Below are 16,360 nucleotides of genomic sequence, written 5' to 3'. Positions count from 1 at the left end.
AATAGTGCAAAATTAGTCAATTTTTTTCACAACTGCCTTTTCTGCTTCTTTACGGCTACCGTCAAATCCGTCTACACCGCTTACTGTCGTATATTTAAGTACAAATTTCTTACCTGGATTCAGTCTGTTGTAAACACTCTGACACATCAGAGTCGCTTCGTGGAAACCGCAAAGGATCAGCTTCAGTTTACCCGGATAGGTATTGATATCTCCGATTGCGTAGATTCCATCGATGTTGGTTTGATAATCAAGCGCATTGTTGACAACGATTGCATTTTTCTCAATATTCAGTCCCCAGTTTCCGATCTCACCCAATTTTGGAGTCAGTCCGAATAAAGGAATGAAATAATCTGTTTCAATATCGTAAGCGTCCTGCCCTTCAATTTCTACCGTAATGGCTTCTACTTTTCCGTCACCTTTGATACCGGTCACTTCTGCAGGCGTAATTAACTTGATTTTCCCCTGGTTCTTAAGATCCTGAACTTTTTCTACAGAATCCAAAGCTCCTCTGAACTCATTTCTTCTGTGGATCAAAGTCACTTCACTTGCAACATTGGAAAGGAAAACACTCCAGTCCAAAGCAGAATCTCCACCTCCGGCGATCACTACTTTTTTGTTTCTGAAATGCTCAGGTTCTTTCACGAAATATTCAAGACCTTTTTCTTCATAGTCAGCCACATTCTCGAAAGTAGGTTTTCTAGGCTCAAAAGTTCCCAATCCACCGGCAATAGCAATCGCTTTACATCTATGAACCGTTCCTTTGTTGGTGATCACTTCAAACCATTCATCATCTACCTTAGTATAAGAAACCGCAGTTTCTCCCAAAGTGAATCCCGGCTGGAACTGCTTGATCTGCTCCATCAAATTATCTACTAATTCTCCTGCATTCACAGAAGGATATCCCGGAATATCGAAAATAGGTTTTTTAGGATAAAGCTCAGCTAGCTGCCCTCCCGGCTGTGGAAGTGCATCAATAATATGGCACTTCATTTTTAATAAACCTGCTTCAAAAACAGCGAAAAGCCCGGTAGGTCCGGCACCTATGATCAATATATCAGTGGTTATCATAATAATAAGATAATTTAATTATACATGTAACTGCAAATTTACTAATTTTAATGCGAAGCATATTTAATTGATTCTAAATAAAAACCTGAGATTTATCAAATCCCGGTCAATGCATAGGAATCTTAAATTTGGCAGTGTTTTTGTTAAATGTCATATCATGAAGAAAATTTTAAGTTTTTTTGCAGTATTTACGTTCCTCCTGAGTTATGCTCAGATCGATAATATTGCTGACGGTGAGTCTATTACATTCAGAATCCACTACGGAATACTGAACGCCGGAACCGCTAACCTAACCGCCAAAAAAACAACTTATATGGGGGCACCCCATCTCTACGTTAAAGGCACAGGACAGACTACGGGAGCTGTAAAAGCCTTCTTTAAAGTAGAAGATCTTTATGAAAGTTTTATCAATACAGATACCGGGCTTCCCAGCTTTTATGTGAGAAATGTACGTGAAGGCAGCTATCGCCAGCATTTTGAGACTGTTTTTAACCACGATAACCATACTTTAATATTAACGGATAAAAAGACACCTGCCAACGGCTCAAAGGTCTTGAAATCCGTCAAAGGAGTTCAGGATATGCTTTCCTGCTTTTATTATCTGAGAAGTAAAAGTACAAGCGAGCTGAAAGTAGGAACCGTGATCAACATGAATGTCTGGATTGATGATGAAATGTTTCCGTTTCAGCTGAAAGTAACGGGCAATGAAGATCTGAAAACAAAATTCGGGACGATCAACTGCCTGAAAATTATTCCGTCCGTAAAAAGCGGAAGGGTTTTCAAGGAAAAAGAAGGGGTAACGATGTGGGTGACCAATGATGCGAACCATATCCCAATGCTTCTGAAAGCCGAACTGGCTGTAGGATCCCTGAAAGCAAGTATTGATGATCTTAAAAATGTGAAATACCCTTTAAAGTACCTTAAATAAAAGATAAAATCAATTTTCAAAAATATAAAAATGCCGGTAAAGTAATTTTACCGGTATTTTTTATGTTGAGTAATGTAATACTTGTCAACTTCCGGTTGTCTTATTAATAACAGCAGATATAAGAATTTATACAGATGAATCCGAAATATAATGAAACGCTTCGACTCCACTCAGCGTAACAGAGTTTCAGAAAAATAAGAATCCATATTTATACTTCTCTGCCCATGAATAATACAATACACGTTGTAAATTTTCAATAAAATCGTTTTTAATTACGTTTTGTTTCTTAGGTCAGTAATTAAAAACAAAAACCTCCGGAAGTTCCGGAGGTTTATTTTTTATAGTGATTTAAACTGTTCTAAAGTTCTGATATCATTTTCGAAGAACATTCTGATATCGCTCATCTGGTAAAGAAGCATGGTGATTCTTTCAATACCCATTCCGAAAGCGTATCCTGAATATTTCTCAGCATCGATATTCACGTTTTTCAGAACGGCAGGATCTACCATTCCGCAACCCATGATTTCCAGCCAGCCTGTTCCTTTTGTGATTCTGTAATCGGTTTCAGAGTTTAATCCCCAATATACATCGATCTCGGCACTAGGTTCCGTAAACGGGAAATAAGAAGGTCTCATTCTGATCTTAGATTTTCCGAAAAGCTCAGTCGTAAAGAACTGGATCGTCTGCTTAAGATCTGCGAAACTTACATTCTCATCTATATACAAACCTTCGATCTGATGGAATATACAGTGTGAACGTGAAGAAATAGCCTCATTTCTGAATACTCTTCCCGGAGAAAGAATTCTGATTGGCGGCTGATTTTCTTCCATATAACGGATCTGTACGGAAGACGTATGCGTTCTTAAAAGGACATCAGGATTCTGCTCAATGAAGAAAGTGTCCTGCATATCTCTTGCCGGATGGTACTCAGGAAGGTTCAGCGCGGTAAAATTATGCCAGTCATCCTCTATTTCAGGACCGTCGGCTACTGCGAAACCAATTGATTTGAAAATTTCAATAATTCTGTTTTTCACCAGATTGATCGGATGTCTGGACCCAAGATCCAATGGAAAAGCAGGTCTTGTAAGATCTTCTTTTTCTGTGATAATAGCAGATTGGGAAGAATCTTTAAGATCTTCCAGTTTTCCTGCAACAGCCTGTTTCAAAGAATTGATCTTCTGTCCGAATTCTTTTTTCTGGTCGTTTGGAACTTCTTTAAATTTTTCAAAAAAATCATTCAGAACACCTTTTTTACCATTATACTTAATTCGGAAGTTTTCAATTTCCTCTTTAGACGTAGCATTGAAGCTGTTTACTTCGGTAAGTAGTTCTTCTATCTTTTCTATCATTGTTTTACCCTTTCAAAATGTTTTGCAAAAATACGTTTTTTAAGTTTAATAATGAATCTGTGATAAAAAAATCTGCCCCTTTATGGGAGGCAGACTTCAATCACTTATTTCACTTAAATAAAAAAATTATTTCTTTTCTAAAGCTTTAACGCTGATCTGAAGAGTTACCTCATCCTTGATCACCCCGTTTTCAGCAGGAGCCTGGAACTTCACGCCAAACTCTTCTCTTTTAATATCCTTAGGCTCGGTAGCTACACTTACTTCTCCGTCTTTTACAGAAACATTAGCCTTAAACTGAACCGGTTTTGAAATGCCTTTGATCGTTAAATTACCATCAAGAAGCGTATTGTAATCTCCTTCTGTAGACGGAGTCACTTTTGTAATTTCAAATGAAGCCGTCGGGAATTTTTCCACTTCAAAGAAATCTCCGCTCTTCAGATGACCGTTCAGTTTTCCTAACTGTTCAGCATCGTCTTTCAGATCTACAGACGTCAGAGAAGCCATATCAGCAACAAATTTTCCACTTTCAAGCTTACCTTCTTTTACCGTCACATCCCCACTTTCAAACTTGATGGTTCCGAAATGGCTTGTGCTTTCAGACTTGAATACTTTATATCCTTTCCACTCCACTTTACTGTTTAATGTATCCAGCGTATACTGGTTTCCGTCTTTGGTAGTTACCACTTCATTGCTTTCGCTTGTAACCGGTTTATCTTTTTTACAAGAAACCACTACAGCCGCCACAAATAAAGCAGGAATAGCTAAAGAAAACAGCTTTTTTATCATTTTTGATATATTTTTATTACTTCCGCTAATATAATAAAAAATTTTATTTTTTCATAAAAACCTTACATTTGTATTATGCTATTAGAAATAAACAATTTATACTTTTCCCATACTAAAGATAATCCCCTGTTTCAGAACCTTAATCTGGGTTTTGAAGAAGGCAGAATCATTGCTCTTGCAGGCGAAAGCGGATGTGGAAAGTCTACATTGCTCAACCTGATTTATGGCCTTCTGGACTGGGAAAGCGGCGAAATTATTTTTAACGGAAAGCAACTTTTAGGACCTAAAGGAAATCTTGTTCCCGGAGAAGCCGAGATGAAACTGGTCGCCCAGAATTTTGACCTGATGCCCTACGCTACCGTTGCCGAAAATGTAGGTAAATTTATTTCCAATATCAATTTAACTCAGAAAAAAGAAACCGTGATGGAACTTCTGGAAGTGGTAGGCCTTCAGGAATTCGCTCACGTTCTTCCTAAGTATCTAAGCGGTGGCCAGCAGCAGCGGGTTGCCATTGCCAGAGCCCTTTCCGTACTTCCGAAACTGCTTATTTTAGATGAACCTTTCAGTAATCTGGATTTTCCAAGAAAAATAGAGCTTCGCGAAAGACTCTTCAGATACGTGAAACAGCATCAGATTTCCCTGATTATTTCCACCCATGAACTTCAGGACATCATGCCATGGCTAGACCAGATTGTTATTCTGAAAGACGGAAGACTGATCCAGAACGACAGTCCGGAAGAAACGTACAAACATCCTTACAATTCTTATGTCGCCAAACTTTTTGGGGAAGTCAATATTTTCACTGAGGAGGAAAAAGCAGAATTTCAGCTTTCTAAATTTTCATATTATCCAAAAGAAATAAAAATTTCTGAATATGGTATTGAAGCCGATCTTGTGGAGAGCAGATTTGCCGGAAATCATTACTGGAATAAAGTGAAAGTTTACAGTAAAGAACTTATTGTCTATACGGATGAGAAATTAGAAGGAAATAGTAAGATTTCATTTGTTTAAAAGCAGGAAACCACAGCAGTGGCTGAGCTGATTATGAGCCAATGTATGATCAGTTTTTTCACCCTTCTGATTACTCAAAACCCATCATTAAAAACTCATAACTCCTACATTTTCTTACACTTATTGTTAATATGTGGATAAAAAAAATACAAATCTAAGAAGCCGTTTAAAACTTTTTCTTACATTTGTATTTCCACAGCATAAGGAAATTTTTGGTTAATTCTCTTTCTGCCTTGAGACGGACATTAGCACCTCCCTGCAATCAAGTCTTTTTGAAAGATTACACTGTCCAATCTTTTCCTTTTTTTATTTTTTGCAATAAGCCTACGCTTTCTTTACAAACTCAGATTTCAGAGCCATAGACCCGAAACCATCAATTTTACAGTCGATATTATGGTCACTATCCGGTCTTAAACGAATATTTTTAACCTTAGTTCCTGCTTTTACCGGTTTTGGAGCACCTTTCACAGGAAGATCTTTGATTACTACTACAGAATCTCCGTCATGAAGCTCATTTCCGTTCGAATCCAGAATTTTTCCTTCACCGGCTGTTTCAGCTACCGTCTCTTCAGGACTCCATTCATAAAAGCATTGTGAACAGGTCATCATATTATCTGTTGGATAGGTAAATTCAGAGCCGCATTTCGGACAAAGTACAGTATCACTCATATTTTTGATTTTTGCAAAGGTAGGATTTTTGAGATAAAAAGAAATTTTAGACTTGAGATTTCAGACACGAGACATCAGACTGAGAGATGAAGACGTCAATGGTGAATTTTGCTTCGTAAGTGAATTGTTAATGGTAGATGCCAGATTTTATACATGTTTCGGGATACGAGTTTCGAGTTTTGAACCAGCAACCTTCAACCAGCAACTAGGTTACTTTCAAACTCATCAACCCGATCCTCAACTCTCAACTATAATTCGTACTTTTGCAGATTCAAACAGCGAAGCAAATTTATGGAACTTATTCACAGAAACTTAGCGATCGGAATTCACGATGCTTTACAGGAAACATTTTTCGAGAAAAATAAATACGCCGATAAGGTTATCGAAAGACTATTAAAAGCCCACAGAAAATGGGGAAGCCAGGACAGAGCCGTTGTTTCTGAGATTTTCTATAATATTATCCGCTGGAAAAAACGTCTTGAATATTATATGGGTGAGGGTGTAAAACCTACCAACATCTATAAACTGATGATTGCGTACCTGCTTTGGAGCAAGACCAATTACAAAAAATTTGAGGAATTTGACGGTATCAAAATCGCAGATATTCTTACTAAGCTTAAAAAGAATACCGTTCCTACAAAAGCTATCGAGCATTCCATTCCTGAATGGCTGGCTGAAACTCTGGAAAAAGAATTAGGTCCGGGATGGGAAAAAGAAATGCACGCTTTAAATGAGCAGGCTCCAACAGTATTAAGAGCAAACAGTTTAAAAACAACTCCCAAAGAATTGATCTCTGACCTTTCTGACGAAGGTGTTGTAGCGTATACGGTAAAAAATTACCCTGATGCTGTACAGCTTGAAGAAAAGAAGAATGTTTTTCTTACCACTGCTTTCAAAGAAGGTTTATTTGAAGTTCAGGATGCTTCTTCACAGAAAATCGGGTATTTCCTTGATGTAAAAGAAGGACAGAGAGTGGTAGATGCGTGTGCGGGTGCAGGTGGAAAAACACTTCACTTAGCTGCATTGATGGGAAATAAAGGTCAGATCGTGGCTTTAGATATTTTCGAGTGGAAACTGGCTGAACTGAAACGTCGTGCAAAAAGAGCGGGCGCACACAATATCGAAACCCGTATGATCTCTGACAATAAAGTGATCAAGCGTCTTCATGATAAAGTGGACCGACTTCTTATTGATGCACCTTGTTCAGGACTTGGTGTTTTAAAAAGAAACCCGGACAGTAAATGGAAAATTGATCAGGATTTTATCGACAGAATCAAAAAAGAACAGCAGCAAATCCTTCAGGATTATTCCAAAATGCTTAAAGTAGGTGGAAAAATGGTGTATGCCACATGTTCTATCTTACCATCTGAGAATAATTTGCAAGTAGAAGAATTTTTGAAAAGCAACCCGGGATACAAAATGGTTAAAGATGACAAAGTAATGCCTAGTCATGGTTACGATGGATTCTATATGGCGTTGATCGAGAGAATTTCTTAATTTAAGATCAAAATAAAACATATAAACTACTCTATTTTTAGGGTAGTTTTTTTATTGATGTCATATACGTAAAAATAATATCCATTATTAAATAAAATAACTTTTCCTTTAAATCTGTCTTTCGATATATTAAAAGGATAAGTTCTGTCTTTTTCTCCAATTTCCAAAATCATTCCTGTATTTTCTTCTATCCCATCAAAATGTATTAATCTATCTTTTTCATCAGAAATCACAAAGAAACCTGATAAAGGAGAATCTACAAAATACTTAAAATCTTTAACTTTATACTGTTCTCTTACAAAACTCATATAGTTTCGGTCAGAGGATGGAACAGTATTTATTCCGAAAACAAATTCATTATTTTTCCAGAATAATTCTGTCTGTAGATATCGATTAGCCAATAGAACAATAGCTTTATCCATTACCTCTTCAACCAGTTTTGACTTCCTTCTAGTAATTGTGTTGATAAATTCTTCAGAATTAGCCCAGACATCAATACTATTCTCTTCATCATATGAAAACTTAACATTGTTGAGATACTTATTTATTTGTTTTCTATTAATGATCGTATACTCTACTAGTTTTAATATTTCATCAACATTGATTTTTGTATCTATAATTCTGACTGCCAAACCCGATCCGTTGCTTTTTAGAATATTCCCCTCCACCAATCCTGGAATCTTATAATGTGAATTTTCACTTTCGAGTATAGCTAACTTATCCATTCGTTCATTAAACCTAACCTTATATTCAATCAAAAGAGTATCCTTATATCCTAACCTTTTAGCAATATCTTCAGAAAGCTTTCCTAAAATTTGAATTTTCAATTCTTCACTGCTTACTGCATCACTGAAATTAAATTCAGATACATAGTAAGTTTTTACATTTCCAAAATTCTCCACTTTTACCTTCGGTTTATGTGCCGAAAAAAAGTTTGAAAAAAGAATAAAAATCAAAAGCATTAAATAGTGCCTCATATATATTATTTTAACCTCAACGTAACATTTGTCTCTTTATTACCTACATATTATACATAGAACCGTTTAAAACTCAGTAGAACTTAGCATAAATATTAGAATTATTTCTGCAGAAACCCCGTCATTATGTATAAAAAAACGCTATTCAATTTCTTCGCCTTATTCTTATGCTGTATGGCGTATGCACAAACTTATGAGATTCAATACACCAGCTCTTCCAATGGAAAAATTCTTACGGAACAGTCCCCTACCCTTGTCTGGGCAGATGCGAAGGAAAATTTTATTCTGAATAATAAGATCCGGGAGCAGAAAAACGATTATCCTTATGAAATCATCAAAGTCGAAAAACCTTCCAATACCGTTGTATCCTATGCTTTCCTGAAACCGGGAGAAATCATATCCTCTTCAGATGCAGAATCCATCGGAAAACAATCCTTCGAACTAACCAATGAAACAAAAAAAATACTGGGTTATACCTGTAAAAAAGCGGTTACAAAGATCAATTCCAATACGATCGAAGTTTGGTACACTCAAGATTTAAAGATCAGTGGCGGTCCGTCTGTTTTAGGACAAAATTTAGGTTTTGTATTAGAAATTGAAAGAAATAAAAATTCACTGATCACCGCAACATCGATTAAGAAAATAAAGAAAACCGACATTGATACCATTATAAAAGGATCCGTACCATCTACCGATCTTTTAGGATATAAGGACCTGCTTTGGAAAAGTCGTTTTACCACATTGAAGGTTTTCGAGAATGAAACAATCAATTTTTCAGACCAATCAAAATCCAATGAAAACGTAAAAAAATTCGCCAACGGAACCATTATCCTTAAAAAAATAAAATTTCCTGCCATCAAGGAAGGGGAAAATATTTTTGTAGAAGTTAAGCAGCAATCCAATGGTGACGCTTACGACAGAACGGGAACCGTATTTTTTATCCCTCAGGATAAAACATCATCCTTTTTTGACGGACTGGAAAAAGGAGCTAAAACGCTTCCTGTTTACGACAATGGAAACGGAAAGCAGTATTTCGGAGTAACAGCTACTGAAAACTACAGCCCTGCAGTAGAAATGATGAGATTTTTTACCGCTTTCGGAATCCAGAAATTCAATCATATTCAGTTGAAAGGAAAAGACTGGCAGACGGTGAGCCCTTACCGTCAGGATATCACGGAATTAAAACCGTCTCTTTCCGAAAAAGAACTTTGGGTGGGAGCTTTTATCGGCAATTATGATAAAGGCGGCCATACAATAAGTCTGGACATCACCATTCATAAAAGTGATCAGACGGTGTATAAAAACAATACGGCCATTCCTCTTTTCAATACTTTAAATATCATGGAAATGGCGGGTCAGGATTATTCAACCATGTTCGATAAGGATAAAGGACTTTTTGTAGAATTCACCTTAAAAAAGGATCTGAAAAATGCCCAACTGAGATACATCACTACCGGACACGGAGGCTGGGAAAACGGAGATGAATTTGTTCCGAAAACAAATTCTGTATTCTTAGACGGAAAAATGACGTTTTCTTTTATTCCATGGAGGTCAGATTGTGGTTCTTATCGCCTGTACAACCCTGCATCGGGGAATTTTCCGGACGGACTTTCCTCATCAGACCTCAGCCGATCCAACTGGTGTCCCGGAACGGTTACGAATCCAAATTTCATCCCACTCGGAGATCTGAAAGCGGGAACGCACACCATACAGGTAAAAATCCCTCAGGGAGCCTCAGAAGGCAAAAGTTTCAGTTCATGGAATGTATCAGGAGTTCTGTTAGGATCCCAATAAAACAAAACCTTCTTGCAAAGAGAATTGCAAGAAGGTAAAAACACAAATGATGAAAAAAAATTATTTCGAGCCACAAAGTAAGGGCTAAAATTCATATAATAAATTACCATATATTATTAATTATTTCATTTTAATTTTGTATAGGATATATCTCCTATTTTCCCACAGCGAAAAAAATTAATTAAATACGCGATAACTGACTCAAATAGTTAATATTTTTCGTTTAAATAAATTATTAAGTTAAAAATATTAACTTTTATCTATTTTTTATTGTTATTTTTAAACATCAAAGCTAATTTTGTTTCAAATAAGTAACAATATGTGTGGAATAGTATGTTTGTTTGATGCCAAACAAAAGACCGAAATACTGAGACCTCAGGTCTTGGAAATGTCAAAAAAGATCCGTCACCGCGGCCCGGACTGGAGCGGTGTGTTTCAGGATGAAAAAGTCGTATTTTCTCATGAGAGGCTTGCTATCGTAGATCCTACTTCAGGAAAGCAGCCCTTATTCACCAAAGACGGGAAAGTAGTTCTTGCAGTGAACGGGGAGATCTATAACCATAGAGAATTAAAAGAAGAATTTCCTGATTTCGAATTTCAGACCCAGTCGGATTGTGAAGTGATCCTGGCACTTTATGGGAAATACGGAAAAGATTTTATCGAGAAACTAAACGGAATCTTCGCATTCGCCCTTTATGATATAGAAAAGGGAATCTATCTGATCGCCCGCGATCATATGGGAATCTGCCCTCTTTATCAGGGATGGGACAAAAATGGAAACTATTATGTAGCTTCTGAATTAAAAGCATTGGAAGGCATCTGCAAAACCATAGAAACATTCCTGCCGGGACATCTTTTATACAGTCCGGACGGCACAGATCTTCAGCAGTGGTATAAAAGAGATTGGGAAAGCTTTGACAGCGTAAAAGATAACGAAACCGATATTTCAAAAATAAGAAAAGGCCTTGAAGACGCCGTTCACAGACAACTGATGAGCGATGTTCCTTACGGTGTACTGCTTTCCGGAGGATTAGATTCATCCGTTATTTCAGCCGTTACCGCAAAATTTGCAAGACAGAGGGTTGAAAGCGGTGATACTCAGGAAGCCTGGTACCCGAGACTTCACAGTTTTGCTGTAGGATTGGTAGGATCTCCCGACCTGGCCGCTGCAAGAAAAGCAGCTGACCATATCGGATCCGTACACCATGAAGTAAATTTCACCGTTCAGGAAGGACTCGATGCAGTGCGTGATGTAATTTACCATCTTGAAACTTATGATGTAACCACCATCAGAGCCTCCACGCCGATGTATCTTCTGGCAAGAGTCATCAAATCCATGGGAATCAAAATGGTTCTTTCAGGAGAAGGCGCAGATGAACTTTTCGGAGGCTATCTGTATTTCCACAAAGCACCCAACGCAAAAGAATTCCATGATGAAACGGTAAGAAAACTGAGCAAGCTTCATTTATATGACTGCCTAAGAGCCAACAAAGCTTTGATGAGCTGGGGAATTGAAGGAAGGGTTCCTTTCCTGGATAAAGAATTCATGGACATTGCCATGGCCGTGAACCCAAAAGACAAAATGATCAACGTAGCAGAAGGAAAAATAGAGAAATGGGTATTAAGAAAAGCCTTTGAAGACGTCCTTCCCGATTCTATTGTATGGAGACAGAAAGAACAGTTTTCAGACGGTGTAGGCTATTCATGGATCGATACCTTGAAAGAAGTTGCAGAAAAAGAAGTTACTGACGAAATGATGGTCAACGCTAGATTCAGATTCCCGCTCAACACCCCTCAGAACAAAGAAGAATACCGTTACAGAACCATCTTCGAAGAGCATTTCCCAAGTGAAACGGCAGCAGCAACTGTACCTTCCGTACCTTCGGTAGCCTGCTCCACGCCTATCGCTTTAGAATGGGACGAAGCTTTCAAAAAGATGAACGACCCGAGCGGAAGAGCGGTGAAAGTGCATGAGACGAGTTATGGTTCGTGATGAGTTGTAGTTGGAGAGTTTAAGTGTCGGAGAGTTTTAGGGTTTGAGAGTAAGGGAGTTGCTGGTTGCTAGTTGACAGTTGCTGGTTCGAATCTAGGAGTTCGTATCCCGAAACATGTCTAAAGTCTAGCATCTTGGCTTTTGGTTCTCGACTCCAGCATTCACCATTCACTTGCGAAGCAAAATTCACAATTGACCATTTCAATCTGGTCTGAAATCTCGTGTCTCCTTCTAACTTCTAACCTCTAATCTCTAACTTCTGATTTCGATATTTTATCAATCCTGTAGCAATACGGGATTTTCTTTTGAATAAACGTTAATAATATAATATAATTTAACTGACAATCAAAAATAATATCTAAGAAATAATTATATTTGGACAACGAAAATATCAATTATAAAAAAATGAGAAGAAATCTTACTGTTTTATTTGCCTTACTATCCATCAGTTTTGCTTTTGGACAGGGAAAATATGGCAAATACTTAAATTCAAAAAAGCTTGCTTTATCTTATAAGACTGTAAAAGATCAGGATAAGGATGACTATTATCAGCAGTTCTACTGGCTGGTAAAAGCAGAGCAGCTTAAAACGTATCCTCACCTTAAAGATGTAAAACCTATCGTTTTATATGAGTTCGTGAAAAAAGTAAATCCGCAGAATCCTACCAAAAAACTGGACGACAGAGGAAAAGAGCTTAGAGCAACGGCTGAATTATCTTTAAACCAATACTTTAAGAACAAAAAATTCGAGAACAATTCGGTTTTGATGTACAATCTTGAAACGTATGTAGATCCTTCCAAAGGACAATTCTACACAAGGGTAGATCCTGAGAAGATCAAGGAGCTTGTTCCTAAAGAATTGTTTGCGTTCAACTCTTTAAACAGAAACTTAGGGGAAGAAAAAACCTATTACCTGTGGATCGATAAGAAAAAAGATGACTTAAATATTGTAGACATCATCCCTAGCGAAAAAGAAGACAAAGATTTCTACGTAAGATTAAAACAGTATCTTCCAAGCTATAAGTTTTCCAAATATGTTCCGACTGTGAAAAAAGGAAACAAATCAGACAAAACAGATATCGATTACTACTATATCATGCCGTTCGAACAGAACACCGATAACATCGAGTATAAAACAAAAGATTTCAAAACTTACATCTTAAGCCAGTACAGAAAAGCCGGCAACGAATGGAAAGGAGTAGAAAAACCTAGAAAATAAATTGAAAAGTCCTGTGAAAATTCACAGGACTTTTTTAATTTTATATGAAATTCTTTATCTAAGGATCAGACTGCTTTAAAACAGTATTCTTTTCAATAAAAACAAATCTGGAAATCATTAGATTTTCAGTCTACACCGAATGACAGAAACAAACCCGCAACAGATCTCTTTAAAAAAAATACTTCCGCTCATCCTGGCGACTGCGATCTTTATGCAGATGCTGGACTCCACGATCCTGAACACTTCCCTGCCCTCCATCGCCAAGGACCTTCATGAATCTCCGCTCAATATGCAGAATGCCATCATCAGTTATGTACTGACACTGGCCGTTTTCATGCCTGCCAGCGGCTTCCTGGCGGATCGGTTCGGAACAAAAAAAGTATTTATCTTTTCACTGATTCTCTTCAGCTTAGGCTCATTGTTCTGTTCCATGTCACAGAATCTTACCCATCTCGTTATTTCGAGGGTCATTCAAGGTGTCGGGGGAAGTTTGATGACACCGGTAGGAAAACTCGCACTGATTAAAACTTTTGATAAAAGTGAATTACTGAAAGCCATGAACTTCGCCATTATTCCAGCACTGATCGGTCCTGTACTCGGTCCATTGGTCGGCGGATATATGGTGGACTATCTATCATGGCACTGGATCTTCCTGATCAATATTCCCATTGGAATTTTAGGAATTGTTTTAGGGTTAAAATATATGCCGGATTACAAATCCACCGATGTGGATTTTGATTTAAAAGGATTCTTAATCTTCGCGGCAGCATCGCTTCTGCTCTCTATTTCACTGGAACTATTCGGCGATATGCAAAATATAAGTCCGGTCCTTTTTGTATTCATTTTGGGCTTTTTATTCCTTTACTACTATTACAAACATGCCAGAAGAGGAGGAAATCCTATTTTCCCGCTGGACCTTTTCCAGGTGAGAACTTTCCGGGTAGGAATTGTCGGAAACCTGGCTACCAGATTAGGGATCAGCTCGGTTCCGCTTTTACTTCCTTTAATGATTCAGATCGCTTACAAACAGTCGGCAGTAACTTCCGGATGGATTATTGCTCCGATGGCACTGACCGCTATATTCGGGAAATCATCGGTGATCAAAATTTTAGATAAATACGGCTACAGACAGACATTGATGGTGAATACCTTCATCATCGGAACCCTGATCTGTCTTCTTGCCATTCCCGATATCCATACCTCTTTATATTGGTTTGTCCCCATTATTGCCATATTAGGATTTTTCAACTCCATCCAGTTCACGTCGATGAATACCATATCCATTGCGGATCTTAGAAACTTCCAGACCAGCAGCGGGAATTCATTAATTTCCGTTAATCAGCAGCTGGCCATCGGTTTCGGAATTGCTTTCGGACTGATTGTATTAAAATTATTTGAAAGCTCAGACCTCATCAAAGGGGAAACTCACAACGCTTTCCGCTATACTTTCCTTACTGTAGGAATATTAACCATTATCTCAGGTTTTGTTTTCAGAAGACTTCACATTTCGGATGGGAAGAATATGAAATCTAAGGAAGAATAAGAACAGACAAGCCTTCATCGAACTTAACACAGATCAATGTATCTGATTTCCCGCTATCGTATTTTTGTTATATAAAATTCACAATATTATGACAGCGAAACAAGTAGAAATCGTAGTATCTCCAAAGCCAGCCCATTTTGTAGGGGACGGTTTTAGGGTTCATAATTTTATACCAGGGGTACACGGATTGGATATGAAAAGAATGGACCCGTTCATTATGCTGGATTACAATTCAAAATTCCACTTCAACGGTTCGGAAAGACCAAGAGGTGTAGGCGTTCATCCTCACAGAGGTTTTGAAACAGTAACAATAGCTTATCAGGGGAAAGTAGAACATCATGACAGCGGCGGCGGCGGCGGAATCATAGGCGAAGGCGACGTACAGTGGATGACCGCTGCAAAAGGAGTTCTTCACAAAGAATATCACGAAACCGAATGGTCTAAAAAAGGCGGTATTTTTCAGATGGTCCAGCTATGGGTCAATCTTCCCGCAAAAAATAAAATGAGCTGCCCGAAATATCAGGCGATTGAAAATTCAGCAATGGAACGTGTTGATCTAGGTGAAAACGGGTTAGTGGAAATTATTGCCGGAGAATATAACGGACACAAAGGTCCGGCAGAGACATTCACCCCATTGCATATGATGAATGCTAAATTAAAAGCAGGCGGAAAAGCTGAGTTCAGTTTCCCGGCCAACTTTAATACGGCAGCATTGGTTATCGAGGGAGGCATTATCGTAAACGGGGAGGAAAAAGCAGCAGCAGATCATCTTATCTTATTTAAAAATGAAGGCGAAACGTTCAGCATTGAAGCTCATGAAGACTCAATAGTTCTGATCATCAGTGGAGAACCTATCAACGAGCCTATCTATCCTCACGGCCCTTTTGTGATGAATTCAAGGGAAGAAATCATGCAGGCTTTTGAAGATTTCAATACCGGAAAGTTCGGTTATCTGGAAGATTAACAGATTTAAATTTCTCTTAATCTTGCATTATCCCTTTTTTAGTAACTTTATATAATGGTGTTTGGTGAAACGCAAAGACTCAAAGCTCAATTGAAATATGATGTTTTAATTAATTCATCAAACCTTATAGGTTTTTGAAACCTATAAGGTTTAGTGAAATACTGAAAGCATTATAACAGTCGATTTTTTTTGTTTTTGCGATCCGCCAGCACATTTATTCTATACAATTTATGAAACCAGAATTTGAAAATATACCGCTTGTAAAAGCAGGAACAAGATTTGAAATAGAAATCGACGGACATTTTGCATTTATTGATTACCGTGAAATGGGTCACCAGATCGCTTTGGTTCATACGGAAGCGGATCCTGAATTGGCGGGAACGGGTGCAGCCGTTGCTGTGGTTGAAAAAACACTGGCTTATATTGAAGAGAATGAAAAAAAGCTTCTTCCTTTCTGCCCTTATGTTTTTGCCTATATCAAGAAGCATCCTGAGTGGAAACGCATTGTTGATGAAAAATTTGAAGGCTACGACAAACTTTAACCTCAGATTCAAAAATTAATC

14 protein-coding genes are annotated in these 16,360 nt (G+C 37.8%); 9 read left to right on the top strand and 5 right to left on the bottom strand.

The features are described from left to right. Positions 1-12: 12 nt before the first annotated feature. Positions 13-1,068: an NAD(P)/FAD-dependent oxidoreductase gene (locus tag LC419_RS08820; RefSeq protein WP_034728627.1), complete on the bottom strand. Its 1,056-nt coding sequence runs from the start codon at positions 1,066-1,068 to the stop codon at positions 13-15. 157 nt (positions 1,069-1,225) lie between these two features. Here LC419_RS08820 and LC419_RS08815 point away from each other — a divergent pair, with 157 nt between their 5' ends. Then, positions 1,226-1,996 (top strand): DUF3108 domain-containing protein, encoded by a 771-nt coding sequence (locus tag LC419_RS08815; RefSeq protein ID WP_223606993.1) that lies wholly within the window; start codon positions 1,226-1,228, stop codon positions 1,994-1,996. A 338-nt stretch (positions 1,997-2,334) separates the two neighbouring features. On the opposite strand, the gene pheS is transcribed toward LC419_RS08815, so the two are convergent. Beyond that, positions 2,335-3,345 (bottom strand): phenylalanine--tRNA ligase subunit alpha, encoded by a 1,011-nt coding sequence (gene pheS, locus LC419_RS08810; RefSeq protein ID WP_223606992.1) that lies wholly within the window; start codon positions 3,343-3,345, stop codon positions 2,335-2,337. A gap of 126 nt (positions 3,346-3,471) precedes the next feature. Further along, positions 3,472-4,131, bottom strand: a complete 660-nt coding sequence (locus tag LC419_RS08805) for a YceI family protein (protein ID WP_223606991.1) — start codon at positions 4,129-4,131, stop codon at positions 3,472-3,474. A 75-nt stretch (positions 4,132-4,206) separates the two neighbouring features. On the opposite strand from LC419_RS08805, the gene LC419_RS08800 reads away from it, so the two are divergent. Further along, positions 4,207-5,142: a sulfate/molybdate ABC transporter ATP-binding protein gene (locus tag LC419_RS08800; RefSeq protein WP_223606990.1), complete on the top strand. Its 936-nt coding sequence runs from the start codon at positions 4,207-4,209 to the stop codon at positions 5,140-5,142. Positions 5,143-5,466: 324 nt separating this feature from the next. Here the strand turns inward: LC419_RS08800 and LC419_RS08795 are convergent, their stop codons facing one another. After that, complete coding sequence (locus LC419_RS08795) at positions 5,467-5,811, bottom strand: zinc ribbon domain-containing protein YjdM (RefSeq protein WP_223606989.1); 345 nt, start codon at positions 5,809-5,811, stop codon at positions 5,467-5,469. A gap of 291 nt (positions 5,812-6,102) precedes the next feature. On the opposite strand from LC419_RS08795, the gene LC419_RS08790 reads away from it, so the two are divergent. Next, positions 6,103-7,308, top strand: a complete 1,206-nt coding sequence (locus LC419_RS08790) for an RsmB/NOP family class I SAM-dependent RNA methyltransferase (protein WP_223606988.1) — start codon at positions 6,103-6,105, stop codon at positions 7,306-7,308. Positions 7,309-7,334: 26 nt separating this feature from the next. On the opposite strand, the gene LC419_RS08785 is transcribed toward LC419_RS08790, so the two are convergent. After that, positions 7,335-8,285 (bottom strand): hypothetical protein, encoded by a 951-nt coding sequence (locus tag LC419_RS08785; protein ID WP_223606987.1) that lies wholly within the window; start codon positions 8,283-8,285, stop codon positions 7,335-7,337. A gap of 126 nt (positions 8,286-8,411) precedes the next feature. Here LC419_RS08785 and LC419_RS08780 point away from each other — a divergent pair, with 126 nt between their 5' ends. From LC419_RS08780 to LC419_RS08755, 6 genes are all read left to right on the top strand, one after another. Further along, positions 8,412-10,079, top strand: a complete 1,668-nt coding sequence (locus LC419_RS08780) for a GLPGLI family protein (protein WP_223606986.1) — start codon at positions 8,412-8,414, stop codon at positions 10,077-10,079. 319 nt (positions 10,080-10,398) lie between these two features. Then, entirely contained in the window at positions 10,399-12,072 is a 1,674-nt protein-coding gene (asnB, locus tag LC419_RS08775; protein WP_223606985.1) for an asparagine synthase B, read from the top strand. Between the two features lie 405 nt (positions 12,073-12,477). After that, positions 12,478-13,290: a hypothetical protein gene (locus tag LC419_RS08770; RefSeq protein ID WP_223606984.1), complete on the top strand. Its 813-nt coding sequence runs from the start codon at positions 12,478-12,480 to the stop codon at positions 13,288-13,290. 139 nt (positions 13,291-13,429) lie between these two features. After that, entirely contained in the window at positions 13,430-14,833 is a 1,404-nt protein-coding gene (locus tag LC419_RS08765) for an MFS transporter (RefSeq protein WP_223606983.1), read from the top strand. Between the two features lie 88 nt (positions 14,834-14,921). Further along, a complete protein-coding gene (locus LC419_RS08760) occupies positions 14,922-15,797 on the top strand; it encodes a pirin family protein (protein ID WP_223606982.1) in 876 nt (291 codons plus the stop codon). Between the two features lie 230 nt (positions 15,798-16,027). After that, positions 16,028-16,339 carry a GNAT family N-acetyltransferase gene (locus tag LC419_RS08755; RefSeq protein ID WP_223606981.1) on the top strand — a complete coding sequence of 104 codons (312 nt, stop codon included), beginning with the start codon at positions 16,028-16,030 and terminating at the stop codon, positions 16,337-16,339. The last annotated feature ends 21 nt before the right edge of the window (positions 16,340-16,360 follow it).

Source organism: Chryseobacterium sp. OSA05B (genome assembly GCF_019970065.1).
Taxonomy (GTDB): Bacteria; Bacteroidota; Bacteroidia; order Flavobacteriales; family Weeksellaceae; genus Chryseobacterium.
Note: the sequence above shows the minus strand (reverse complement) of the source record. Positions and strands in the feature narration are given on the sequence as shown.

Excerpts from the sequence above, each read along its gene's own strand:
- LC419_RS08820 (WP_034728627.1), bottom strand. The coding sequence starts at position 1,068 with ATGATAACCACTGATATATTGATCATAGGTGCCGGACCTACCGGGCTT.
- LC419_RS08815 (WP_223606993.1), top strand. The coding sequence starts at position 1,226 with ATGAAGAAAATTTTAAGTTTTTTTGCAGTATTTACGTTCCTCCTGAGT.
- pheS (WP_223606992.1), bottom strand. The coding sequence starts at position 3,345 with ATGATAGAAAAGATAGAAGAACTACTTACCGAAGTAAACAGCTTCAAT.
- LC419_RS08805 (WP_223606991.1), bottom strand. The coding sequence starts at position 4,131 with ATGATAAAAAAGCTGTTTTCTTTAGCTATTCCTGCTTTATTTGTGGCG.
- LC419_RS08800 (WP_223606990.1), top strand. The coding sequence starts at position 4,207 with ATGCTATTAGAAATAAACAATTTATACTTTTCCCATACTAAAGATAAT.
- LC419_RS08795 (WP_223606989.1), bottom strand. The coding sequence starts at position 5,811 with ATGAGTGATACTGTACTTTGTCCGAAATGCGGCTCTGAATTTACCTAT.
- LC419_RS08790 (WP_223606988.1), top strand. The coding sequence starts at position 6,103 with ATGGAACTTATTCACAGAAACTTAGCGATCGGAATTCACGATGCTTTA.
- LC419_RS08785 (WP_223606987.1), bottom strand. The coding sequence starts at position 8,285 with ATGAGGCACTATTTAATGCTTTTGATTTTTATTCTTTTTTCAAACTTT.
- LC419_RS08780 (WP_223606986.1), top strand. The coding sequence starts at position 8,412 with ATGTATAAAAAAACGCTATTCAATTTCTTCGCCTTATTCTTATGCTGT.
- asnB (WP_223606985.1), top strand. The coding sequence starts at position 10,399 with ATGTGTGGAATAGTATGTTTGTTTGATGCCAAACAAAAGACCGAAATA.
- LC419_RS08770 (WP_223606984.1), top strand. The coding sequence starts at position 12,478 with ATGAGAAGAAATCTTACTGTTTTATTTGCCTTACTATCCATCAGTTTT.
- LC419_RS08765 (WP_223606983.1), top strand. The coding sequence starts at position 13,430 with ATGACAGAAACAAACCCGCAACAGATCTCTTTAAAAAAAATACTTCCG.
- LC419_RS08760 (WP_223606982.1), top strand. The coding sequence starts at position 14,922 with ATGACAGCGAAACAAGTAGAAATCGTAGTATCTCCAAAGCCAGCCCAT.
- LC419_RS08755 (WP_223606981.1), top strand. The coding sequence starts at position 16,028 with ATGAAACCAGAATTTGAAAATATACCGCTTGTAAAAGCAGGAACAAGA.